This is a genomic window from Bartonella sp. DGB2, assembly GCF_046843095.1.
Taxonomy (GTDB): domain Bacteria; phylum Pseudomonadota; class Alphaproteobacteria; order Rhizobiales; family Rhizobiaceae; genus Bartonella.
The window spans coordinates 610,705-630,623 of record NZ_CP177325.1 but is presented as its reverse complement, the minus strand read 5'-3'; the positions used below and the strand labels follow the sequence as shown (position 1 = coordinate 630,623).

30 protein-coding genes, 2 tRNA genes and 1 pseudogene are annotated in these 19,919 nt (G+C 43.1%); 15 read left to right on the top strand and 18 right to left on the bottom strand.

What is annotated here, in order from left to right; translation table 11 throughout:
• Window positions 1–260: 260 nt before the first annotated feature.
• Window positions 261–827, bottom strand: a complete 567-nt coding sequence (locus tag ACK28X_RS03330) for a hypothetical protein (RefSeq protein WP_412058234.1) — start codon at window positions 825–827, stop codon at window positions 261–263.
• Between the two features lie 110 nt (window positions 828–937).
• Entirely contained in the window at window positions 938–1,522 is a 585-nt protein-coding gene (locus tag ACK28X_RS03325; RefSeq protein ID WP_412058233.1) for a hypothetical protein, read from the bottom strand.
• 162 nt (window positions 1,523–1,684) lie between these two features.
• Here ACK28X_RS03325 and ACK28X_RS03320 point away from each other — a divergent pair, with 162 nt between their 5' ends.
• From ACK28X_RS03320 to ACK28X_RS03305, 4 genes and pseudogenes are all read left to right on the top strand, one after another.
• Window positions 1,685–1,954: a type II toxin-antitoxin system RelB/DinJ family antitoxin gene (locus ACK28X_RS03320; protein ID WP_412058232.1), complete on the top strand. Its 270-nt coding sequence runs from the start codon at window positions 1,685–1,687 to the stop codon at window positions 1,952–1,954.
• A 1-nt stretch (window position 1,955) separates the two neighbouring features.
• Window positions 1,956–2,222, top strand: a complete 267-nt coding sequence (locus ACK28X_RS03315; protein WP_412058231.1) for a type II toxin-antitoxin system YafQ family toxin — start codon at window positions 1,956–1,958, stop codon at window positions 2,220–2,222.
• A 164-nt stretch (window positions 2,223–2,386) separates the two neighbouring features.
• Window positions 2,387–2,689 (top strand): type II toxin-antitoxin system HigB family toxin, encoded by a 303-nt coding sequence (locus ACK28X_RS03310; protein WP_412058230.1) that lies wholly within the window; start codon window positions 2,387–2,389, stop codon window positions 2,687–2,689.
• A gap of 5 nt (window positions 2,690–2,694) precedes the next feature.
• Window positions 2,695–3,055, top strand: a pseudogene (locus tag ACK28X_RS03305) (helix-turn-helix domain-containing protein).
• A 137-nt stretch (window positions 3,056–3,192) separates the two neighbouring features.
• Here ACK28X_RS03305 and ACK28X_RS03300 read toward each other — a convergent pair.
• Together ACK28X_RS03300 and ACK28X_RS03295 are read right to left on the bottom strand one after the other, a co-directional pair.
• Window positions 3,193–3,888 carry a Rha family transcriptional regulator gene (locus tag ACK28X_RS03300; RefSeq protein WP_412058280.1) on the bottom strand — a complete coding sequence of 232 codons (696 nt, stop codon included), beginning with the start codon at window positions 3,886–3,888 and terminating at the stop codon, window positions 3,193–3,195.
• A gap of 463 nt (window positions 3,889–4,351) precedes the next feature.
• Complete coding sequence (locus ACK28X_RS03295; RefSeq protein WP_412058229.1) at window positions 4,352–4,819, bottom strand: Panacea domain-containing protein; 468 nt, start codon at window positions 4,817–4,819, stop codon at window positions 4,352–4,354.
• A gap of 104 nt (window positions 4,820–4,923) precedes the next feature.
• Between ACK28X_RS03295 and ACK28X_RS03290 the strand changes: the two genes are divergently transcribed.
• Window positions 4,924–5,088, top strand: a complete 165-nt coding sequence (locus tag ACK28X_RS03290; RefSeq protein ID WP_412058228.1) for a hypothetical protein — start codon at window positions 4,924–4,926, stop codon at window positions 5,086–5,088.
• A gap of 1 nt (window position 5,089) precedes the next feature.
• On the opposite strand, the gene ACK28X_RS03285 is transcribed toward ACK28X_RS03290, so the two are convergent.
• From ACK28X_RS03285 to ACK28X_RS03250, 8 genes are all read right to left on the bottom strand, one after another.
• Window positions 5,090–5,230, bottom strand: coding sequence for a hypothetical protein (locus ACK28X_RS03285; protein WP_412058227.1), 141 nt, complete (start codon window positions 5,228–5,230; stop codon window positions 5,090–5,092).
• Window positions 5,214–5,702 carry a hypothetical protein gene (locus ACK28X_RS03280; protein WP_412058226.1) on the bottom strand — a complete coding sequence of 163 codons (489 nt, stop codon included), beginning with the start codon at window positions 5,700–5,702 and terminating at the stop codon, window positions 5,214–5,216. Before ACK28X_RS03280 ends, ACK28X_RS03285 begins: the two co-directional genes overlap by 17 nt.
• 79 nt (window positions 5,703–5,781) lie before the next feature.
• On the bottom strand, window positions 5,782–6,285 hold the full coding sequence (gene ssb / locus ACK28X_RS03275; protein WP_412057081.1) for a single-stranded DNA-binding protein: 504 nt from the start codon (window positions 6,283–6,285) through the stop codon (window positions 5,782–5,784).
• Window positions 6,273–6,611: a hypothetical protein gene (locus tag ACK28X_RS03270; protein ID WP_412058225.1), complete on the bottom strand. Its 339-nt coding sequence runs from the start codon at window positions 6,609–6,611 to the stop codon at window positions 6,273–6,275. Before ACK28X_RS03270 ends, ssb begins: the two co-directional genes overlap by 13 nt.
• Before the next feature lie 143 nt (window positions 6,612–6,754).
• Window positions 6,755–7,378: a hypothetical protein gene (locus ACK28X_RS03265; RefSeq protein WP_412058224.1), complete on the bottom strand. Its 624-nt coding sequence runs from the start codon at window positions 7,376–7,378 to the stop codon at window positions 6,755–6,757.
• Window positions 7,365–7,634, bottom strand: coding sequence for a hypothetical protein (locus ACK28X_RS03260; RefSeq protein ID WP_412058223.1), 270 nt, complete (start codon window positions 7,632–7,634; stop codon window positions 7,365–7,367). The genes ACK28X_RS03265 and ACK28X_RS03260 overlap by 14 nt, the downstream gene beginning before the upstream one ends.
• 2 nt (window positions 7,635–7,636) lie before the next feature.
• Complete coding sequence (locus ACK28X_RS03255; RefSeq protein WP_412058222.1) at window positions 7,637–8,398, bottom strand: DUF1376 domain-containing protein; 762 nt, start codon at window positions 8,396–8,398, stop codon at window positions 7,637–7,639.
• Window positions 8,399–8,524: 126 nt separating this feature from the next.
• Window positions 8,525–9,064 carry a hypothetical protein gene (locus ACK28X_RS03250; RefSeq protein ID WP_412058221.1) on the bottom strand — a complete coding sequence of 180 codons (540 nt, stop codon included), beginning with the start codon at window positions 9,062–9,064 and terminating at the stop codon, window positions 8,525–8,527.
• 78 nt (window positions 9,065–9,142) lie between these two features.
• Between ACK28X_RS03250 and ACK28X_RS03245 the strand changes: the two genes are divergently transcribed.
• Complete coding sequence (locus ACK28X_RS03245; RefSeq protein WP_412058220.1) at window positions 9,143–10,240, top strand: hypothetical protein; 1,098 nt, start codon at window positions 9,143–9,145, stop codon at window positions 10,238–10,240.
• A 390-nt stretch (window positions 10,241–10,630) separates the two neighbouring features.
• The gene (locus tag ACK28X_RS03240; RefSeq protein ID WP_412058219.1) at window positions 10,631–10,963 is read left to right on the top strand and encodes a hypothetical protein; all 333 of its coding nucleotides are present in this window, start codon (window positions 10,631–10,633) and stop codon (window positions 10,961–10,963) included.
• A gap of 90 nt (window positions 10,964–11,053) precedes the next feature.
• Here ACK28X_RS03240 and ACK28X_RS03235 read toward each other — a convergent pair whose 3' ends face one another.
• Together ACK28X_RS03235 and ACK28X_RS03230 are read right to left on the bottom strand one after the other, a co-directional pair.
• The gene (locus ACK28X_RS03235; RefSeq protein WP_412058218.1) at window positions 11,054–11,317 is read right to left on the bottom strand and encodes a hypothetical protein; all 264 of its coding nucleotides are present in this window, start codon (window positions 11,315–11,317) and stop codon (window positions 11,054–11,056) included.
• Between the two features lie 119 nt (window positions 11,318–11,436).
• On the bottom strand, window positions 11,437–11,775 hold the full coding sequence (locus ACK28X_RS03230) for a hypothetical protein (protein WP_412058217.1): 339 nt from the start codon (window positions 11,773–11,775) through the stop codon (window positions 11,437–11,439).
• Window positions 11,776–11,844: 69 nt separating this feature from the next.
• On the opposite strand from ACK28X_RS03230, the gene ACK28X_RS03225 reads away from it, so the two are divergent.
• From ACK28X_RS03225 to ACK28X_RS03190, 8 genes are all read left to right on the top strand, one after another.
• Window positions 11,845–12,495 carry a helix-turn-helix transcriptional regulator gene (locus tag ACK28X_RS03225; RefSeq protein ID WP_412058216.1) on the top strand — a complete coding sequence of 217 codons (651 nt, stop codon included), beginning with the start codon at window positions 11,845–11,847 and terminating at the stop codon, window positions 12,493–12,495.
• Between the two features lie 376 nt (window positions 12,496–12,871).
• Window positions 12,872–13,252, top strand: a complete 381-nt coding sequence (locus ACK28X_RS03220; protein WP_412058215.1) for a hypothetical protein — start codon at window positions 12,872–12,874, stop codon at window positions 13,250–13,252.
• Window positions 13,253–13,288: 36 nt separating this feature from the next.
• Entirely contained in the window at window positions 13,289–14,113 is an 825-nt protein-coding gene (locus ACK28X_RS03215) for a hypothetical protein (protein WP_412058214.1), read from the top strand.
• Window positions 14,114–14,117: 4 nt separating this feature from the next.
• Complete coding sequence (locus tag ACK28X_RS03210; RefSeq protein WP_412058213.1) at window positions 14,118–14,666, top strand: hypothetical protein; 549 nt, start codon at window positions 14,118–14,120, stop codon at window positions 14,664–14,666.
• 12 nt (window positions 14,667–14,678) lie between these two features.
• Window positions 14,679–15,419, top strand: a complete 741-nt coding sequence (gene bet, locus ACK28X_RS03205; protein WP_412057340.1) for a phage recombination protein Bet — start codon at window positions 14,679–14,681, stop codon at window positions 15,417–15,419.
• A gap of 8 nt (window positions 15,420–15,427) precedes the next feature.
• Window positions 15,428–16,060, top strand: a complete 633-nt coding sequence (locus ACK28X_RS03200) for a lambda exonuclease family protein (protein ID WP_412058212.1) — start codon at window positions 15,428–15,430, stop codon at window positions 16,058–16,060.
• 34 nt (window positions 16,061–16,094) lie between these two features.
• Window positions 16,095–16,313: a hypothetical protein gene (locus ACK28X_RS03195; protein WP_412057949.1), complete on the top strand. Its 219-nt coding sequence runs from the start codon at window positions 16,095–16,097 to the stop codon at window positions 16,311–16,313.
• Between the two features lie 5 nt (window positions 16,314–16,318).
• On the top strand, window positions 16,319–17,356 hold the full coding sequence (locus tag ACK28X_RS03190; RefSeq protein ID WP_412058279.1) for a tyrosine-type recombinase/integrase: 1,038 nt from the start codon (window positions 16,319–16,321) through the stop codon (window positions 17,354–17,356).
• Between the two features lie 84 nt (window positions 17,357–17,440).
• Here the strand turns inward: ACK28X_RS03190 and ACK28X_RS03185 are convergent.
• From ACK28X_RS03185 to ACK28X_RS03170, 4 genes are all read right to left on the bottom strand, one after another.
• Window positions 17,441–17,517 (bottom strand) — tRNA-Arg (locus tag ACK28X_RS03185).
• An 88-nt stretch (window positions 17,518–17,605) separates the two neighbouring features.
• The gene (locus tag ACK28X_RS03180; RefSeq protein WP_412058211.1) at window positions 17,606–17,911 is read right to left on the bottom strand and encodes an ETC complex I subunit; all 306 of its coding nucleotides are present in this window, start codon (window positions 17,909–17,911) and stop codon (window positions 17,606–17,608) included.
• Between the two features lie 95 nt (window positions 17,912–18,006).
• Window positions 18,007–18,083 (bottom strand) — tRNA-Pro (locus ACK28X_RS03175).
• Window positions 18,084–18,207: 124 nt separating this feature from the next.
• Complete coding sequence (locus tag ACK28X_RS03170; RefSeq protein ID WP_412058210.1) at window positions 18,208–19,884, bottom strand: ribonuclease J; 1,677 nt, start codon at window positions 19,882–19,884, stop codon at window positions 18,208–18,210.
• Between the last annotated feature and the right edge of the window lie 35 nt (window positions 19,885–19,919).

Below are 19,919 nucleotides of genomic sequence, written 5' to 3'. Positions count from 1 at the left end.
CTACGATAATCCCAACAAAATTAGCGTCAAATAATTGTATTTTGTTTCAATGAGTTAACAAGTTAAGTGATTTAAAAATCCCTGACGCTAGAAAAATATCGCGCTGCGCATCGACCCGCCTATGCCCCCCCCGCGGGAAGTACCTTGGCAATATTAGAATATTTTTCTAATTATTGGAAAATTAAACCCACTTCACTTAAGCAGAGCCTTGTTGATGTTCTTCTGCATGGTCTCTTGAAACATCGTGCTAACCATCTGCGCTACTTTAGCCTCATACCATCGCGGGTTATAATTGATGCGGCATTAACACCTAGAGGCCTGATCAAACGCGGCACAAGTTTTGTCTTACCATTAGCTAAGCGCACACGCTTAGTCTTGCTTGGATCGCGCATGAATACATGATTGTTTAATTTAGGCTTTAGCGGCGTACGGTTGGGGAAGGTGCCGCCATGGTCAAAATAGCCTGCAAACATCTGCTTGCCACCAAGCAGTTCAACCTGCATACCGATGCTTGCTTGCTCCTCATGCTTAAACAGCTTAAGCGGGATATCTCCATAGAGCACAATCATCTTAGAATAGAGTTGCTGGGGCGTAGCTTTCGCTGAACGCCTCACCTTATCATTCAAATAGTTCTTGCGGTATTTGGCAGGTAGACCCGCTTTCTTGCGGATCATGGTGATTGTTTTGGTACGCGCCTTGCTAAGCGTATTATTGATAGAGGCGCTTGCTACTTTGTGTAATTGCGTCTCACCTAAGACATCCAACATGTTATTGGCGTCTTTTAGATCAAAGCGCACAGTGACAGCCTCGTCGTTACTGAACGCCATGGATCACCTCTATGCACTGCATCGTCGGGAAAGGTAAGTGAAAATGTTCGTTACAAAGTCGAACCAAAATTTAGGCGGAAATCTTCACAGCACCTAATGTCAGTTTCTATTTATGACATGCTTTTGTCAAGTAAAAAATGGCGCGACAAAGCGTTGAGAGCTAAACGGAGAGCACCTACCAAATGTGATACATCCATATCATCCTCAACGATATACTGAATGGCCGCGAATAGATTGTCATCGGGGTTATCAAACTGCGCTTCTTTAAGAGCGAGCCGCGCATCTTGCCACCGTTTGGTGCATTTGATAACCCATTCTTCTACAGTTCCTGTAAAGTCTTGGCTTTGTGGTCTATCATAATAGCCATGAGCAAAACCCTTTGCACAAAGATAATTATTGCGCACCTGTAAATACTTTTCGGCGGCGTCGTATTGCGCTTCACTCAACCCTTGCTCACGTCCTAGCAAACGCAAACGGCCAATAGAAGTTGCCGCTAATGGGTTCTTCGCATCTTCCAATGATAGGCCTGCATGCTTTGCACGCATCCTTAGGGCTAGTAAATCGATTGGTTCATTATCATTAGCACCACAACGTGTAAAACCACGGCCTGAACGCGATATCCGTCCACTAGGTTCACGAGCCACGCCTTCAATCCGTGGCCGACCTCTCGCTTTCTTGCGCTTCTTAATTGCCATGCTATTTTCCATTAATCATTCCATCATATCTTATACCATATTTGCCAATTAAATAAAAGATACATACTATATATTGATGCGTAGCAAATTATTTATCGACATTGACTTGTAGTATTTTTGTAGCTATATTGTAGCCATAATATAGCGTATGGAGCCCCCGTTATGAAATCAGATCCTCAAAATGCCATTGTTCGTGCTCGTATTTCAGCAGATGTTAAGCGACAAGCGTCTATTGCTTTGAAACAACGCATAGGGCTTAATACATCTGACCTTATTCGTTTAACCTTTATGAGAGTCGCGGAGGAAGGGCGCTTGCCTTTTGATTTAACGACGCCTAACCCAACGACACAAAAAGCAATGGCTGAACTAGAAGATGGAGGAGGAACACGTTATGAAAATGTAGAGGATATGTATAAAGATTTAGGTCTTTAAGATGTTAGCGCTACGTTTATCAAAAACCTTTAAGCAAGACGTTCGCAAAGCAGAAAAGCGCGGTAAGGATATGGCTAAATTGCGCGTTCTTTTAGACCTCTTAGTAAACGAAATGCCTTTACCAAAAGTCTACCAAGATCATCCTTTACGGGGTACGTGGGCAGGATTTCGTGATGCACATATTGAACCAGACTGGATTATAATTTACCGTGTAAAAGGCTCTGAATTACAGTTAGCAAGAACTGGAACTCATTCGGATCTTTTTTAGCAAAAGCCTATAGCTTGGAAGCAGTGTAGTTATTTTTTGCATCCTCATTGGTATCTATTCAAGGTTATGCTTTTTAGACTTAAAATTTTAAAATATCCCTTGAGTTTGATTTTTGTTTAAAGAATGGCTTGACGTAGTCCCGTGTCGGGACTAATATATATCATATGAAAATCATCTCCATTAAAACTTTGAAGGACTTTTGGACGTCCAATCCTGATGCAGAACAGCCACTGAAGGCTTGGGTAGATGAAGCCAGAAAAGCAGAATGGAAAACTCCAGCAGATATCAAGAAACAGTATCGCAGTGCTAGTATTCTAAAAAATAGGCGCGTAGTTTTTAACATTAAAGGAAATGATTATAGATTGATTGTCGCCATAGCGTATCAAACAGGATGGTTATTCGTTAAATTCATCGGTACGCATAAAGAATACGATAAAGTCGATGCAGAAACTGTAAGATTGGAATAAGATCTATGGACATTAAGCCTATCAAGACAGAGCAGGATTATGACGCAGCGTTGCGCGTCGTAGAACCCATGTTTGACACATGAGCCTTTACCCAATACGCCCGAGGCCGATTTTTTTGAAATCATGTGCATACTTATCAATGAGTATGAAAACAAACACTACCCTATTGCGGCGCCAGATCCCATTGAAGCGATTAAATTTCGAATGGAACAACAGGGGTTGACGGTCAAAGATCTTGAACCCGCAATCGGAAAATCGAACCGAGTATATGAGATACTGAACCGCAAAAGAAATCTAACCTTGCCTATGATTAGAAAACTGCATACCCAGTTTGGTATTCCTCTCACTAGTTTAGTGGGTGTTTGATAGAGTTGGCCTGCCTTTTAACTCGCTGTTATTATGAGTTTTAAGACTCAAATCGCATGGACTAGCGGTTTCGTTATAAAGTGTAACGTTTTTTATGCTTATCCCCCCCGCCTAAAGACGGGGGAAGTTGTTTACGTTTAAGCGACAAGCAAGCGCTCGTTAGGTGCTGAAAGGTGTAGTTCTTCCAGTTTCTTAACGTCTTTGCTTATAAGGTCTCTTAGCGATTTAAAGAGGAAATAATGATTGAACCGCATTTCGGCCAATTCTTTATTGATCACATCTAGCCATAGAACTTCTTTTAGACATGTTTCGACCTTTGAGAAGGATATCTCGCGCCACATTCCCACGGCGCCTCTGTAGACCTGCTCAAGCAAATAGGCCTCTGCTTCTAGCCGATATAGCGCGGCTAGTTGTTGGGCGTGTTTGTTGATGCAGTCTCTGATGCGTAGCGGTATTTTTGTGCGGTCTTCTGGAAGGCGATAGACGGTATCATCTTCTTGCGTCAATTGTAGCTGTGGTTGATGTGCTTGTTCTAGCTCTAACCAACGGTCGACAATCTTTGCCCGCAACACTGTGCTGTAACCTGAAACAAGGATCAAGCATTCGCGCTTGGGAAGGTAGTAGCAGTTTTGTTTCTTTCCTTGCTTATCCAAATAGGTGCCCCCAAATTTGGGGAGACCCCCTGCGCATGCTTCTTTTGAGGCTTCTAAAGAGGTATCTTCAGATTTGATGATACCTTCTTCGGCGTACAACTCCGTTAACATTTGCCGAATATCCCGCATGACATGATCATGCCGTTTACCACACAGCTTTGCGATTTCGCGGCTAGACATAGTGAGTACTGATGCGTCTAAGCCTTTCGAAAGCTCTTGTTTTATTTGGGAAGTTTTTTTTGCCTTTTTGGCATTGTTCACTGAACCAGTCATAATTGAACTCCTATAGATTGAACGTTTTCATGAGACACCCATAGGGGCGTCGGGTGCTGAAAACACGGTCTATAGTCCGTCGTTACACTTTCCCCTTGCGGGTATTGTATGGCGTAACCACACCCGACATAAAACGCATGCATAGAAGCATGGCAATAGGTCGAATTGTTCGGAACGGTAAATAATTTCGGTTATTTAGCCGCTATAGATAAAAGTGTTTTCAGGCACTTGTTCTCAACATAGCGGTTTTAGGATTTTTGTCAAGCGAGGCGGTTATAGCTGCATAAGGTCTCCAATCCAAAGGCTTTGCATGGTAATTCCCCGCTCTTAATACGTTTGCATCTCTCAAATAAATAAAAACTTAGTTTCTTTATTTCGCCTTACACCATAACCCACGATAGTAGGTTTCAATCAACTTATCACTAATAGGTGTTCCAAATTCTCCTGTATAGGTTTGCTCCCAAGGGGTGCCTTTTGCATGAGTGATATCACAGAGCTTATAGTCACTTACATGCCCGTAATGCTTGTAAACCCATTCAATGATTTTAATTGCTTCTGTATTTAATGTCTCGTCAGTCTTTAAAGCGGCCTTCTTGACCGTTGATTTACCAAACTGCCTAATCGCTTCATAGAGATGCGGTATGACTGGGCCATACGTCCATGCTTGAACATGATCTTTAATCAACGGGTGGTGATAAATGCCTAACATCCAACCATGCGCGATATATACAAGTTTTAAAACTTGCGTGAGCGTTAAACCACCGCCGTCCTCTTTTTCCTTAAGGTCTAACAACTTATAGGCAACGGTTCGGGAGTCATAAGTTTTAACGCTTTCCATGGTAATTCCCGCTCTTAATACATAAGCTATTTATTTAGATATTGTGCGATGTTGCTTAGCTATAGAAAATATGTTCTTCTTTATTTTGAAGGAAAGGTGATTCCATGAAGAAAAAAACCATAATTTCAGATAAAATTGCTAAAATTTTAACCGATAGACAAAAAGTAGAAAGGGGAGCTACCGTCACCGGAAGAGGTCAATCCCCTAGTAACTCTCAGCAGAAGCCATCACGTATACCTTCTCATTCTTCTTCATCTAAAAAGAAGTAGTCTATTTTCTCCGCAAGCTTACCATTTTGATTTGATCAGCAGGAATGTAAGTCGCGTAAGCGCCAAACTCTTCGTTCAATACCTCATCATACTCTCTCCACTCGTCTTGCAAAGGATTATGCGCATCAGTCACATAAAGCACAATGTCTCCTGTCGCTCCCAAAGCGTAGGCCATTGGGAAGATCTTCAAAGCGATATAGATCCCTGGATAGGAGGCAAGTATCGTCTTTTAAAACAACATTCAGTTCATAGGAACGCGTATTTAGAGTTTCGCTAAACTGGATCCAAGCAGAAGGGGTGTGGTCGCAGTGACTAATATCCAGCTTACGTAGTATTTTATAAAACCATAGGCGAACATATTTACGCCAAAGCGCGCTTATAATAATTGTCCCCAAAAATGCAGGGATAGCCGGAAAAGGTTCAACCATACCAAAATACACGGCGGCTTTATAAAAACTCGCACCAATCAAGCCAAAGCAAAGGGATGGGAAGAAGATGTTTGCGGTTCTATCATCCATGTGTATGCCGTTATTGGCAATATGATACCCAGCATAGCCAGAGGCTAATGTGACCAATGTCAACCATGGTAAATTGAACAGTGCAGGATCAATCATCTTTGTTTCGCTTTCCTTGGATGAGATATTAAAATATTAATCAATGATGAGCACGCGTTTTTTGCAATCGTTTGCCTCTCTAAAACGGTATTTCATCATTGAGTTGATCATCGTAGGATAATGGCGCTTGATAGGATGCCTGTGTTTGGCCTCTGTGTTGGCCATAGGTCATGGTGCTAGCACCAGCTGGGGGCTTTTGGCTTGTGACTTGCTGTGTGTCTTGACCTTGATTGCCTGCTTGACCCAGCATTTGGATAACACCGCGGTATTTCTGTAAAACAACTTCTGTGGTGTAATGTTCCACACCGCTTTGGTCTTTCCATTTGCGGGTTTGTAATTGCCCTTCTACGTAGATATGGCTTCCCTTTTTTAGATAAGAGGCGGCAATATTGACAAGGTTTTCGTCAAAAATCACAATCCGATGCCATTCGGTCTTTTCGCGCTTCTCACCCGTGTTCTTATCCTTCCAGCGTTCACTAGTCGCTAATGAGAATAGAGCCACTTGTCCGCCCGTTTGCATGGCTTTGATTTCTGGATCTCTGCCCAAATGGCCAATAAGTATAACTTTATTTAGGCTAGACATTGTGTGGTTTCCTTCTGTGCAAATAGCTGTAGGCCTGTAATCTCTTCCAAATCAAGCAGGTCTTCGGCTTCTTCGGCTTGGCTTTTTGCTAAAGCGGCTTGTGGCAAAGAGCCGCCATGGAGCCAAGCATCAACATAGGCCGCAACGCTAAAATCAGCACCAAAGGGTGTGTAATTATAGGTTTTGCCTTCAAAGCGTTGCATGGAACGCCGCCCGTATTTGTCCTCGTAGAGGTTGTAGAACACTTGTTGTACGCCTGCTTTATGGTTGGCATAGCCCGATAGGGTGGCGACAATGGTTTTGTTTCTAATAGAGCGTTTAAACATGTTTTTGCCTCATCCGTATACGGTACCTTCTCGTCGACTTAAACGTTACTAAAGATCTGTTGATTTTGCTTCTGGTGCCTTGATGTTCCTCTCAATAAGCCGGATCTCCATATTCAAACTTGTCATTTTTCCTTTTCCTTAATTTACGCTTGCGCGTTTTTTTTCAAATCTTTTTCGCTCTTGCTCTGCAAAGACGGTGAGAACTTCACGACATTGCCAAGCTTAACAAAACCGCCTAGCTGTTTGTGTTCGGTACGTGTGGTCAATAAGTACGTTTCTGCTTCTTCCACTTTGCTGATCGTGTCAAAAACATCTCCGACACGGCGTAAAACATGCGCAACGTGCGTAGAAAACCTCTCATCATTGACCTGTTTCCAGAGCTCCGAAATCCCCCCAAATTGGCGCAAACAAGCGTATTCACGGGGCGTCAAAGACTCATTGAAAACTGTTTTTTCACAGGACGAGATAAAATTAGAGCTAATATATTCAGATACTTTGCTGATGAAACGTGCGCGCTCAATTTCATGGCGCACGTCCTCTGTTGGTTGCTTTCTGCGGCTATATTTGACGAAGATCGCGGGGCTGGGCATTTTGCCGTAGGTTTGCTCATTGTGCAGAATTTGCTTGCACGCGTTCGCGAATTCCTCATCGGTAAAAAGCGGGGCAAGCTCGTGATAAAGTAATTCACCCCAGTGATCTGTAAATTCTAATTGCAGCAAAGCGGCCATTCTGTTGAGTTGGCTTAGGAATGTTTCAATGGTTAGCATCGGCCAATAGCCTTTCGCGGATTTCTTGCAAGCGCGGCATTACACGCTTTGACGTTTCGATATTGGCTAGAATGCTTGCGCCTGCTACATGGCGATTACTGGAAGGCTTAGGCGTGGGATAAGAGCCCATAGCGGAGGAATTGGTTCCTAAGGGTGTAAAATCATCACTCCAGCGCGCATTGTTGAGAAAGGTAGCGGCGTGCATCCGAAATTCGTGGTATTCTCGGGAATTTTTATAACGCCTTACCCCGTCCATAATCACCTTGAGATCGTATTTCTTGCGGGCTTTGATGAAGGCTTCACGCGCTTTTTTCTTGTTGACGTTATGCCCGTATTCTCCCCAAAAAATCCCCTCAAACTCCTCCTCAAGCGCGGATTTTTTTGTAGCTGGGCTTGCGAAGGCTCCGGCGGCTTTGCTGGTGATTTGCTAATGCTGTCCGTGGTCTCAAGCGCCATTGCGCTGTTGATTGGTTGGCCATCATCAAGCGATTTTTTTTGTATTTGTTCGTTAGAACAAATATTTTTAATATCTATATCTTCTTCTTTATCTTCTTCTATATGGTCAACATGTGTTGAATTTTGTTGAGCGTTTGTTGAGCGTTTGTTGAAATTTTGTTGAGCGTTTGTTGGAATACCCTCGCTAACATGTTGTTTTTTTATGGATTTCGCTTGTACGCTTGCTAGACCCGCCTTGCGTCTTTTTTCTGAAAGATCCTCGTGCCGCTCTTTGTCATCCTCAAAACCAGCAAGCATTTTTTCAACGCGTGCGTTCCAAATACCGGCTTGGGTTATGATGATTTTTTCTAAGCGCACTAACTCATCAATGATTTTACGTAGCTTGTTTTGTGAGCAGCCAAATGCCCGGCTTAAAAAAGCTATATCAAACTTAACCGGCGCCTTCCTCTCATACATGAGCATGAGCAGATCGATATAAACGCCCTTTTGCTCTGGCATTAGGCCAAGCGTCCCTACAATCCAATCGCATGGCGAAAATTTAACCCATGGCATAGCACTATTCATACTAAAACCCCTCTATCTATATCGTGAAATCTCATATTGATCTGAATGCTCTTATGGCCATTAATCACGGCCTTATGTCTTGTAAGAGCAGCGCCACCCATAAGGGGCTTAGCCATGAGACAAGCGTTAGTCATTGTCTGCTTCCTCCTCTCGATCTAAAGCGTAATATAAAAGGGCTAAGGCATCGGCCTCGTTGTCATCCTCTGGATGATGGCCTCTATCCCATATGGCATTTAAAACATCATCTTTTGATGCATTGCCTTTGCCTGTAGCGTGCTTCTTAATGGTACCAACGGGCACGCCTTGATAGTCAATCTGATGATGTTCACACCAAGCGGTGAGAACGCCTAAAAAGCCGCCGTAAACATGGGCGGCATCTGTTCCAAGGTGGCGACGCACTTCTTCGTAATAGATCTTATCAAGACTACTTCCGGCACATTCAAAGCGGTGTTTGGTATCACTTAGCCATATACGGAATTTAGAAAAGCGTACGCCGCCCCCGTCAAAAGTTCTTTTTTTAAAGGTAACAGAGCCGCTGGTGATAGCGCCTTGGCAAAAAGCATCTTTAGCAAGGCTGTGTACCTGCGGCTTGCGTATAAATCCATTGCCGCAAAATGCCGCCCAGCCCATTTTGCTACCAAGGTCAAGGCATAGAATAGTCCTCATGCCAACCCCCGTTGCAAAGTCAGTTGAGATTGGCTAAGTTGAAGAAATTTTTTTGTGAAAATATAAAAGCAATGTTGGATGAATATGTGGAAAACCATAGCAGCTTTGATAGTAACTTTGATAGTAACTTTGATAGCAACTTTGATCAATATGTGGACAACCATAGCAACTTGGATCAATAATAACAGCGCGTTGTCTACTAGTCTTTTCACAAGCTTTTTGGCATTATGCTCAGGATTATGGTCCTTGTATAAGGGACACTGTGATAAAAAAGAACAAAAATTGATGAGAGAGGAGGATAGGAAAGAACAAAAATTGATGAGAGAGGAGGATAGGAAAGAACAAAAATTGATGAGAGAGGAGGATAGGAAAGCCTTCAATGCATCCATAAATGAGTTACAAAAAGAAAACGCTACTTTAAAGGGTATATTGGATAATTTTGAAAAGCAAAATAAAATTATGGAAAACAAACTTTCAGCTTTAGAAAAGATTTCTGAGGATTCTAAAGAGAAAGTTAAGATCTTGAGTGAAGAATATGAAATTAGGCGTATAAAAAGATTGGGGCCTGCACTAAAGCTTATAACACAATATAAAAAGCTCTCTATTAAGGAAAACGACGAGTATGTTAGATGCCTAATTAATTTAATAGTGATAAATGTATCAACAGCTAACATCCCTGTATTTAATATAAAAATAGCTAATGACAACCATTTTGAATTTGTAGAGAATGGTTGCATCATTACAAGTGGTTTTAAATCTTTCTTGGGTAGTTCGTTTTTGAGCGTCAGCCCTAAACCTTTTATTGTCGAACCAAAATTTATTGAACTAACTAGCATAGATAAGCCTTCGCAAAATCATACAGATGATAGATTTCTCTCGTTTCAGATCTCCCCGTTTGACTACCGAAATTACCAGCTTACAGTTCAGTGTCCGAAAAAACATAAATATAGCCGCTCCAAATTTACTCTTGAACATGAATCTCCTGTTGAAAAGGATCAAACTCTTACAATTCCATTCTATATGGCTGAAACATATCCTCTAATTACTAAAGAGGTCATTGCAGATATTTTTGATGATACGGCTATTGAATATTACCGAGCTATGCAAAACAAAACAAAAACGGCAGTATTATATTTGTTAGAAAATTTTAGACTACCTATCTCTTCTGCAGGTTAAATAAAAAAATATCATTGAATGCAATGGCCTTCATTATACATGAGACTATGTCTTCCTGCTTTTTGCTAACAACTCGTCTATCCTTTTTTGCTTTGATTTTATTATATCAGCTTGTTCCCTAAACATCTTGCGATACGATTGGCTGTTGTACAACAACATAACTGTGAGAATAATAATCACTACGTCTTGAAAAATGGCCATATGGCGCTCCTTTCACTAATATAGAGTGGTGAGATTGATTAAGCTCTCCATTTCACACACCCCTAATGCATCTTAGTAGTACGGCTTCTTTCATCGTTCTTTCCTTTCAACTACTGAGAGTTTCTCGGTTGTTGCGTCATGCATTGCGATGTACATGCTGAGTTGTCTATAGACGTTTCGGGGGGGAATTTGACCATAAAAAAAAAGCAAATTATACAAATACAAGCAGGGAGAATGGCAAAATATAAGCGCTCTTGTATGCAAAATATTATTCCAGCTATAATACAAATGAGAGTGGTTATTAAAAATATTACCGTTGCAATTTTAAAACCTATCATATTAACTCCCAAGTCTATTTGGCTTGGATTTGTTACATGTTGCGCTGTACAACAGCATGTTTCTGTAGGTTGCAGGGTAGCTAAAAGTGCTGCAACCATGAAAGAAAGAATTCCGATGGAAATGATGAACCACCCAAAGCGTGGAAATAACTCCATAAAAAAACAGAGCCCAAACGCTACATAAAACGAACAAGCTATCGCAAAGAATCCTAAAGCCAAATTAAATGTTGCCGGAGTAGTAACAATATCCATTTCCTTAATATCCCCGTTCTTCTTAATGCATCTTTACGTGTTCTTCTGATAAACTATCTTCATCGCTTGCGATTTGGTCATTGTCTTCAACGCTAATGCCAATACGGACAAGGTGGACATTAGGATGTTCGCCTTTCAGAAAACCGCTAAGGTTTTTGATCATGTACTCTTGCTTGTTTAGGGCGTTTTCTGCTTCAAGGAGCTTACTGGTAAGCTCTTCTATGGCCTCTTTTTGTTGGGCTATTATGCGCTTATCGAGGCGGTGGGCGTAGTAACCGCTAGCCATAGAAATTAGATAGATTGCTGATACGACGGCGAAAATGAGTCCTAGTAGCATGGTTATATTCCTTTAGGCTTAGCATTTTAGGAATGCGGTTATCTGTGCCTTTGTTTTGGGTGTACTCTTTATGTATACACGCTATAGTTGTTATGATTGCCACCCGCGCCCACTCGGGGGTTTGACTGGGCGCGGGCGGCGTCCTGCGGTAGGTCGGACGTACCGCAAGAGGGGGAAGCACAATGATGTGTACGGGGCGACTTAAGATGCGCAAAATCTAAAAAATCATCTGCGGTTATATCAATGCCCATTTTTTTAGCTTCGTTTAATAAGATAGGTATATGCCTTATCGGAACTCTTCCCCCTGTACCGCCGTTTTCAACAGGACGCATCCAAGCATAAACGCGCGTGCGATGAATGCCGAGAAGAGAAGCGACAGCTCTTGCCCCCCCTAAAGTCCTTATCATGTTAGCAATTTTTCTCATTCTTTAATATGTAGCGATTTTAGATACGAAGTCAAGAAGGAATGAATTCCAATGGAAAATTTTGTTGTGAAATTAGAAAATGAACTTGATTACCAAAATCGCTACAATAGGAATATGACTTTAAATTTAATTCATTGGCTTACTGAGGCGCTATCAAGCTCGGGACTGAGTCAAGCTACTTTAGCAAAAAAAATGTCTGAATCTTTGAACCGATCAATAGATCGCGCGGCTGTAAATAAAATGCTAAAAGGTACACGCGATATTTCTGCTAGAGAGTTACTAGCGATATCGAAGATTACTGGCAGCCAGCTGCCGCCGATCTGCTTGGTTCCATTAATTGGTTCAGTTGGTGCAGGAGGTGATATAGTAGCCATCGACTGCGGTTGTTTGGAAGAGGTTGAAGCGCCGCCTACGGCCACTGCAAATACGGTCGCTTTACGAGTGATTGGAGACTCTATGTTTCCAGCGATTGAAAATGGTAGTATTCTATTTTATTCACAGCATGTTCTACCCGAAACGATGATTAATAATCGCGCTATCGTCAAGACTGTAGACGGGAATGTATATGTGAAGGTCTTACGCGGTGGCCGCGAAAAAGATAAGTGGGTATTATCTAGTTTAAATGGAAAATACGCAGATATTATTGATGTGCAAATTGAGTGGTGCTCGCCAATAGATTGGATTAAGCCGCCTAGGCCTTAGTTTATCGTTTGCGTGCGCTATAACGTCTAGGCATCTAAAGTTATCTTTAAATAGCGCGATAAAAACCTCCTTTTTAATACAGCTTTTTCCAGAAAGTTATTTAATTTTTCTGAGAATCTTGATCTGTTTTAATTTTTTTGTCTGTAGCCATCAGATACAGGTTCAACACGACCTCTCATATAGTTTTTTCACCATATTTAGAACCAACTTCATACTAATAAAATCTCCCTCAAATATCATATCAAGATAAAATTGTTATTTTCGCTACATATCCTTATTGACTTTGTATCCAAAATCGCTACATTTATATTTAGCAACAAACAACCACGAAGAAGCACTCGCTGATCTGGTTTGTTAAAGGGATATGGAGGTTGAAATGCACACGAAAGCACCGTTTTTTGTAACAAGCGATGAAATCTTATTGCTCACCTATTCTGACGGGGAACACGTAGGCAGAAGTGGTCCATTTTTAGATAAACGCGATATCTTGGCCATGCTTTCCGCTATGGACGGCGTAGAGCAAGTGCTTTGCATTAATCCAAAAACGCAAAGCACTATCGACATAAGCGAACAGGTCGCTGAACTGTACATAGAAACATTCGACCTAGTACCCGATGATGATATAGCCCACCCCTTGGTGCGCAATAGCCTAGCTTACGCCACGCTCTTAGTGGAATGGGCAGAACAGACCTTTAAAGACATCTATTACGGCACCTACGAACAACAAAACCGCTTGCGTGCGTCTGATGTTTTGTGAGGGCGCTATGAAAGAAGCCCTAATCTGTATCGTTGAATGCCTAGGCTTTCTAGCCCTCTTCACGCTCGCATGGTTTGTCTTGATCGCGACTTAATCATACCAAAGGAATTTATCATGACGTCTCTAAGTCCAAAATATCGCTTGTTGAGAGATGAGAGCATCATCCTAAACGGCCATAAACTCTATCGCATTCAAGCCTTACGCGATTTTGGCAACGTCAAAAAAGGTGACTTGGGCGGCTTTATAGAGCGTGAGGCCAACCTAAGCCATGAAGGTAATTGTTGGGCACTTGATAATGCATGTGTTTATGACAATGCGTTGGTTAGTGGCGATGCGCAGGTATCGGGCAGTGCGCATGTTTATGATGATGCACAGGTTTGTGGCAATGCGCAGGTTTCAGGCGATGCGTGGATTTCAGGTAATGCGTCTATTTCAGACGCTGTACGTATTATAAGCAATACGTGGATTTTCGGTAAGGCGGAGATTTCAGGCAATGCGCAAGTTTTAGGTGATGCGCACATTTCAGGCAATGCGCAAGTTTTAGGTGATGCGCACATTTCAGGCAAAGCACAAGTTTCAGGCTATGCACAGGTTTTTGGCCATGCGTATGTTTCAGGCAAAGCTCATGTTACAGGCAATGCGCTAGTTTTTGGCTCGGCAAAAATTTCAGGTAAAGCACGGGTTTATGATGATGCACAGGTTTTTGACCATGCTAGAATTTTTGGCAATGCGCAAGTTTCAGGAAACGCAGAGATTTTTGACCACGCAGGAGTTTATGGCGACGCGAAAATCTTAGGCAACGCACAGATTTCTAGCTACGCAGATATCTATGAAGACACAGTCATCACAGGTGAGGAGTGAGGCTATGCTGAAAGACGTCGCAAAGCGGCTAGTAAGTTCACTAGCACCCCAGCCGATAAAACAAAAGTACCGTCTTCTAAATGATGAGAGCGTTAACGTAAAAGGCCGTACACTCTATCGTATCCAAGCTTTACGCGACTTTCGAGGCGTGAAAGCAGGTGAATTAGGCGGCTTTGTTGAGAACGAATACCGCCTAAGCCATGATGGCACCTGCTGGATCGGTGGTGATGCATGTGTTTTTGATACTGCATGTGTTCTTAGCAATGCGCAGATTTTTGACGATGCGCGGGTTTTTAGCAATGCGCAGGTTTCAGATGATGCGCAGGTTTTTGGCGATGCGAAGATTTTTGGCGATGCGCGCATTTCAGGCAACGCGAAAGTTTCAGGCCATGCGCAGATTTCAGACAATGCAGAAGTTTGGGGCAATGCACGTGTTGGCGGCAATGCGAAGATTTCAGGCAACGCGCATATTGCCTCCTCCATAACAATTGCAGGCAATGATTGTATCAACGGCTATACCCGTATCACGACTAGCTTCACCACCCCAGCTTAGGAGAAACCACTAATGACCCAACTTGTTCAATCCCCCCTTGCCCTTATGGCAAGCAACTATGGCTTCTCAGAAGAGGCCTTTCGCCAAACCATTATGAAAACTTGCATGACAGGCAATATAGCGGCAGAAGAATTCGCCGCCTTTATTTCCGTTGCCAATACCTACGGCCTTAATCCTCTAACAAAAGAGATTTACGCGTTCCCAAAACGTGGTGGCGGTATCACACCCATTGTGTCCATTGATGGCTGGATTAAAATCATAAAATCTAATCCAGCCTTTGATGGCATGACCTTTAAAGATCATTTCGACCAAGCAGGCAATCTCATATCCATTACCTGCTCAATACGGCTCAAAAGCATTAAAGACCCAATAGAGGTCACGGAATATCTAAAAGAATGTCAACAGCAAACCGACCCATGGCGTAAATGGCCTGCCCGTATGCTACGCCATAAGGCGACTATCCAATGTGCCCGTTATGCCTTTGGCTTCTCTGGTATCTATGATGAAGACGAAGCAACACGCTTAAATGCCCCCGTATCAGAAAGCCAAGAAGTCTTTGCCGATGCAGAAACGCTTGCCGTGGTGCAACAGCTGATCTTGGATACAGAAACAGACGAGGCAAAAGCCCTAGCATCGGTTCATGCATCAAGCTTTGAAAGCCTATCGCAAAGCCAAGCGCAAACGCTTTTGCAACTGCTTAAAAAGAAACAAGCTTTGCACAGTTCACAAGCGCAAACCCTTTCTGTTGCTTAGAGGTTCATATGGAACAAAGAACTGCCGCATGGTTTGATGCTCGTCTTGGCAAGGTGACTGCCTCTAAGGTGTATTGCGTTGTCAATAGAACAGCAAAAGGCCTGCCAAGCGCGGCCTATGAGGATTATAAGATCCAGCTATTGACCGAGCGGCTTACCGGCAAGGCGATAGAGACCTATGTAACGGCGGCCATGCAATGGGGCATTGATCATGAGTATGATGCCTTGGAAGACTATAGCTTTATGACGGGGCATGAGGTTAGTGCTTGTGGCTTTATTTCCCACCCTAGTATTGCCATGGCGGGGGCAAGCCCAGATGGCTTGGTAGGTGATGATGGCCTGATAGAGATCAAATGCCCCCATTCTACCACTCATGCCCGCTTTTTAATTGATGGGGTTATTAAGCCCGAATGGCAAGCACAGATGCAGTTTCAACTGGCGTGCACGGGGCGGCAATGGGTGGATTTTATTAGTTTTGATCCACGCTTTAGCGAAAGGAATGCAAGCTTAAGGAGTGAGATCAAGCGCCTATGGCGTGATGAGGCACGCATTCAAGAGATAGAAGCATGTGTGCATGCCTTCCTTGAAGAGGTGCAGGCTCTTGAAGACAAGCTTACCGCCAAATCCAGCGCGATAGGATGATAAGAGAAGATATACAGCTAATGGAGCAAGATATATGGGACACCGACCTCCTACCATAACCCAACCAGCTATCGCCCGCGCTTTGCGTGAAGCCAAGAAGCTAGGCTGTGACCGTATAGCCATCAAACCAGATGGCGAGGTTATTATCTATCTCAACGAGAGCGCAGAAGAAACAGAGCTAACCACTCAAAGCTCTATTACCACACAGGCAAGTTCTGATGCTTTTTACGATAAATACGATATCTGTTTGTGAGTGTTATGCCTAAGCCGCGTCCACCCCATTTAGTGAGAGAACACAGCCGTCATGGGAAAGTGCTTTGGTATGTTCGTATCAATAAAGGCCCCCGTGTTCGGGTGGATGGCGCATATGGTACACAAGAATTCGTGGATAACTATAAAAGCGCTATTGCCCAATTACAGGGGCAAACGCCAATAACGATTAAAGGTAAGCGCAATGCAGAAGGCTCTTTCTCATGGCTTTTAAATAAATATTACAAAAGCATGGAGTGGCATAAATTAGCCGCTCCTACCAAAAGGCAACGCGAGCTCATCTTAGAGAAAGCCGAGAAAGACATGGGGCATGTTCCTTATAAAGCGCTTAAGCGTCAACACTTTATTGACGCGGTGGAGCGGCGCAAAGAGACACCTGCGGCGGCTAAGAATTTTTTAAAAGCGTTTAGAGGCGTATTTAATTGGGCTATTGATCATGGCTTTCTTGAAGAAAACCCCACGCTCGCTATCAAAACGCCTGCTCTTACCAATAAGGAAGGGTTTGCCATATGGTTAGAAGACGACATAGACAAATACTACCAGCGTTGGCCATTAGGTACGCATGAACGGGTATGGATTGATGTATTACTTTATACTGGCTTGCGCCGTGGCGACGCGGTGCGGATCGGTTGGAAAGATGTCACCGACGGCGTTATTCACCTCAAGACAGAAAAGAGCCAGTTTCAAACGGATGTCTTTTTACATATTTTACCCGAGCTAGAAGCTACCCTTAAAGCGGGAACAATTGGCAATGACACTTTTATTTGCGGTAAAGAGGGTAGACCGCTTACCAAGGAAAGTTTTGGTAATTTGTTTCGGGAGGCATGTAATGAGGCGGGCATTAAAAAGTCCGCTCATGGCTTACGCAAATTAGCGGCGACTCGGGCGGCGAATTCAGGGGCAACTGTGGCTCAACTGAAAGCCATTTTTGGTTGGACTAATGACGAGATGGCGTCGCATTATACCCAGAACGCCGATCGCCGCCGACTAGCCCTCGAAGCGATAGAAAAGATACAAAAAAGGTAAGGGGATGACATCAAAAAAACATAACAGAATCAAAGAGCCTAAAATTCCCGAACTTTGTACTAAGTGCTTGATTTTATTAATATTTGGCGATCCCGACAGGATTCGAACCTGTGACCCACGGCTTAGAAGGCCGTTGCTCTATCCAGCTGAGCTACGGGACCATTATTATTAAGTACGAAATGATATAACCCAGAAGTCGTTCTCTTGTAGGCTAGATTTTAAAAAGACCATCTCTTGTATATCAGAACTTTAGTGTGTCCAAGGCTGAACACGATCATAACGGAAGTTATCAGAATAAGAAACAACGCGCCGTCTAGCCTGTTTAGGCTTACTTATCTGGTAAGGGATACTAGCTTTATACGCATAAGCAATTGCTTCTTCTTTTGTACGAAACTTCAAAACAATCTGATTTTTTGTATCAAAGTTTGCCGTATAGCCCATGAGAGGCTCAACCATTTTAGCCTGACTTGGCTCATACCGCAGGAACCAAAATCCTGTATTTGCTTTACCCGATTGCATAGCATTTTTTGCAGGACTATAAATAAGAGCGACCATATCCTATCCGATATCTAGTATTATACATAGCGCGCCACAAACTTTAAACTATCTTGCCAATAATTGCTAGCCCGCCCCTTAAGAAAAGCAGTAGATGGTCGGAGCGATAGGATTCGAACCTACGACCCCCTGATCCCAAATCAGGTGCGCTACCAAGCTGCGCTACGCTCCGTTATTTTATTGTTATCTATTCCCTAAAATTTTCAACGTCAAAGTGCAAGAGATAATTTCATTTTTTTTCATATTCAGATAATTTTCATTCATAAAAATTCTTCACCCCCCCTCCATGTGCCCAGTTAACGCCCCCGATGTAAAAAAACTGTGCATATAGGCTTTTTACCCCACACAGCATTTGCAAGAGAACGTACAGCTCGTCGTGTTGCCTCACGAATTACCTCATTATCCTTGCGACGAGATCGCGGTATATTATGGATTGCATCTTCTATAGCATCCAAAAGAATATCTTCCAGCCATTCGCCTTGGCTTGTCTTCTCTGGTAAACCAAAAGCAACAAGAGCTGGATCATCTGCTAAATCATGCGCACTGGTCATGTGCAATGATACAGCCACATGTCCTGCATAAGCCAATTTGCGACGTTCGCCAATGCCTAACTCTTCCTCTGAACCGATTAGGCTACCATCCTTATAGAGACGACCTATCGGAGCGCTATCAATAATTTCTGGAGTGCCAGGCGCTAAACGTAAAATATGACCATTACGTATTTCAGCAATATTAGGAATCCCCGCAGCACGACCCAATGCCGCATGCGCCTTGAGATGAATTCCTTCCCCATGAACAGGAACCAAAATTTGTGGCTTTACCCACTCATACATCGCCAAAAGATCATCGCGCTGAGGATGCCCAGAAACATGCACTAGGCCATCACGGTTAGTTATGATTTTTATACCGCGATCCACCAATTGGTTTTGTATATCAATAATTGCCTTTTCATTTCCAGGAATGCTACGAGAAGAAAAAACTACTATATCGCCAGCTGTAAGAGAAACCTCACGCATAGAATCACGCGCGAGTTTTGCTAAAGCCGCTCGAGCCTCACCTTGGCTTCCCGTTAGAATGATTACAATCTTATTACGAGGTAGCGTTGAGTATTCCTCTTCGCTAATAAAACCATCAATATCGTCCATATAGCCCAGTTCCTGCGCTACATCGATACAACGTTTTAAAGACCGCCCTAAAACCAACACTTTGCGCCCATTAGCATGAGCAGCACGGGTAATGGATTTAATACGACCAATGTTGGAAGAAAAGGTGGTGATTGCTACCCGCCCTTCCGCTTTAGCGATAATATCAGCCAAACTTGCTCCCACTGCTTCTTCAGTGGGCGAACTGCCATCAACCATGGCGTTTGTAGAATCGCACAAAAGCGCTAATACACCTTTTTTGCCCAAAGCACGAAAGCGCTTTTCATCGGTTAGCCCACCCACCGAAGGCGCAAGGTCAATCTTCCAATCGCCCGTATGAATTACGACCCCTAGCGGAGTTTTTATAGCAAGAGAAACGGGATCGCAAATTGAATGAGTGACCTCTATTGCTTCTATATGAAATGGCCCTAGTTGAAAAGTTTCACCTTGCTTAAAAACGATAAGCGGAATGTCTGTCAAACTTTGCTCTGCCTCCCGCTTAGTAGCTAACAGGCCGGCAGTGAAAGCTGTACAATATACGGGCGCTTTTAGAGCTGGCCAAAGATCTAGGACCGCCCCATAGTGATCTTCATGAGCATGAGTTAATACAATACCACGTATATTATGGCGTTCTGCTTCTAAAAAACGAATATCAGGAAAGATAAGATCGACACCAGGCAAATGGGCATCGGCAAAGCTAACCCCCATATCGACTACAATCCATTCGCGATCGCCTTCCGCCCCATACCCATAAGCTGCTAGATTCATACCAATTTCTCCCACCCCCCCTAGCGGTAGAAAAACCAGTTCGTTCCCATCAGCCATATCCATCTTATCTCCTAACATACGCACGTATTAAATCAACG

Excerpts from the sequence above, each read along its gene's own strand:
- ACK28X_RS03330 (WP_412058234.1), bottom strand. The coding sequence starts at position 827 with ATGGCGTTCAGTAACGACGAGGCTGTCACTGTGCGCTTTGATCTAAAA.
- ACK28X_RS03325 (WP_412058233.1), bottom strand. The coding sequence starts at position 1,522 with ATGGCAATTAAGAAGCGCAAGAAAGCGAGAGGTCGGCCACGGATTGAA.
- ACK28X_RS03320 (WP_412058232.1), top strand. The coding sequence starts at position 1,685 with ATGAAATCAGATCCTCAAAATGCCATTGTTCGTGCTCGTATTTCAGCA.
- ACK28X_RS03315 (WP_412058231.1), top strand. The coding sequence starts at position 1,956 with ATGTTAGCGCTACGTTTATCAAAAACCTTTAAGCAAGACGTTCGCAAA.
- ACK28X_RS03310 (WP_412058230.1), top strand. The coding sequence starts at position 2,387 with ATGAAAATCATCTCCATTAAAACTTTGAAGGACTTTTGGACGTCCAAT.
- ACK28X_RS03300 (WP_412058280.1), bottom strand. The coding sequence starts at position 3,888 with ATGTCTAGCCGCGAAATCGCAAAGCTGTGTGGTAAACGGCATGATCAT.
- ACK28X_RS03295 (WP_412058229.1), bottom strand. The coding sequence starts at position 4,819 with ATGGAAAGCGTTAAAACTTATGACTCCCGAACCGTTGCCTATAAGTTG.
- ACK28X_RS03290 (WP_412058228.1), top strand. The coding sequence starts at position 4,924 with ATGAAGAAAAAAACCATAATTTCAGATAAAATTGCTAAAATTTTAACC.
- ACK28X_RS03280 (WP_412058226.1), bottom strand. The coding sequence starts at position 5,702 with ATGATTGATCCTGCACTGTTCAATTTACCATGGTTGACATTGGTCACA.
- ssb (WP_412057081.1), bottom strand. The coding sequence starts at position 6,285 with ATGTCTAGCCTAAATAAAGTTATACTTATTGGCCATTTGGGCAGAGAT.
- ACK28X_RS03270 (WP_412058225.1), bottom strand. The coding sequence starts at position 6,611 with ATGTTTAAACGCTCTATTAGAAACAAAACCATTGTCGCCACCCTATCG.
- ACK28X_RS03265 (WP_412058224.1), bottom strand. The coding sequence starts at position 7,378 with ATGCTAACCATTGAAACATTCCTAAGCCAACTCAACAGAATGGCCGCT.
- ACK28X_RS03260 (WP_412058223.1), bottom strand. The coding sequence starts at position 7,634 with ATGGACGGGGTAAGGCGTTATAAAAATTCCCGAGAATACCACGAATTT.
- ACK28X_RS03255 (WP_412058222.1), bottom strand. The coding sequence starts at position 8,398 with ATGAATAGTGCTATGCCATGGGTTAAATTTTCGCCATGCGATTGGATT.
- ACK28X_RS03250 (WP_412058221.1), bottom strand. The coding sequence starts at position 9,064 with ATGAGGACTATTCTATGCCTTGACCTTGGTAGCAAAATGGGCTGGGCG.
- ACK28X_RS03245 (WP_412058220.1), top strand. The coding sequence starts at position 9,143 with ATGAATATGTGGAAAACCATAGCAGCTTTGATAGTAACTTTGATAGTA.
- ACK28X_RS03235 (WP_412058218.1), bottom strand. The coding sequence starts at position 11,317 with ATGGCTAGCGGTTACTACGCCCACCGCCTCGATAAGCGCATAATAGCC.
- ACK28X_RS03230 (WP_412058217.1), bottom strand. The coding sequence starts at position 11,775 with ATGATAAGGACTTTAGGGGGGGCAAGAGCTGTCGCTTCTCTTCTCGGC.
- ACK28X_RS03225 (WP_412058216.1), top strand. The coding sequence starts at position 11,845 with ATGGAAAATTTTGTTGTGAAATTAGAAAATGAACTTGATTACCAAAAT.
- ACK28X_RS03220 (WP_412058215.1), top strand. The coding sequence starts at position 12,872 with ATGCACACGAAAGCACCGTTTTTTGTAACAAGCGATGAAATCTTATTG.
- ACK28X_RS03215 (WP_412058214.1), top strand. The coding sequence starts at position 13,289 with ATGCCTAGGCTTTCTAGCCCTCTTCACGCTCGCATGGTTTGTCTTGAT.
- ACK28X_RS03210 (WP_412058213.1), top strand. The coding sequence starts at position 14,118 with ATGCTGAAAGACGTCGCAAAGCGGCTAGTAAGTTCACTAGCACCCCAG.
- bet (WP_412057340.1), top strand. The coding sequence starts at position 14,679 with ATGACCCAACTTGTTCAATCCCCCCTTGCCCTTATGGCAAGCAACTAT.
- ACK28X_RS03200 (WP_412058212.1), top strand. The coding sequence starts at position 15,428 with ATGGAACAAAGAACTGCCGCATGGTTTGATGCTCGTCTTGGCAAGGTG.
- ACK28X_RS03195 (WP_412057949.1), top strand. The coding sequence starts at position 16,095 with ATGGGACACCGACCTCCTACCATAACCCAACCAGCTATCGCCCGCGCT.
- ACK28X_RS03190 (WP_412058279.1), top strand. The coding sequence starts at position 16,319 with ATGCCTAAGCCGCGTCCACCCCATTTAGTGAGAGAACACAGCCGTCAT.
- ACK28X_RS03180 (WP_412058211.1), bottom strand. The coding sequence starts at position 17,911 with ATGGTCGCTCTTATTTATAGTCCTGCAAAAAATGCTATGCAATCGGGT.
- ACK28X_RS03170 (WP_412058210.1), bottom strand. The coding sequence starts at position 19,884 with ATGGATATGGCTGATGGGAACGAACTGGTTTTTCTACCGCTAGGGGGG.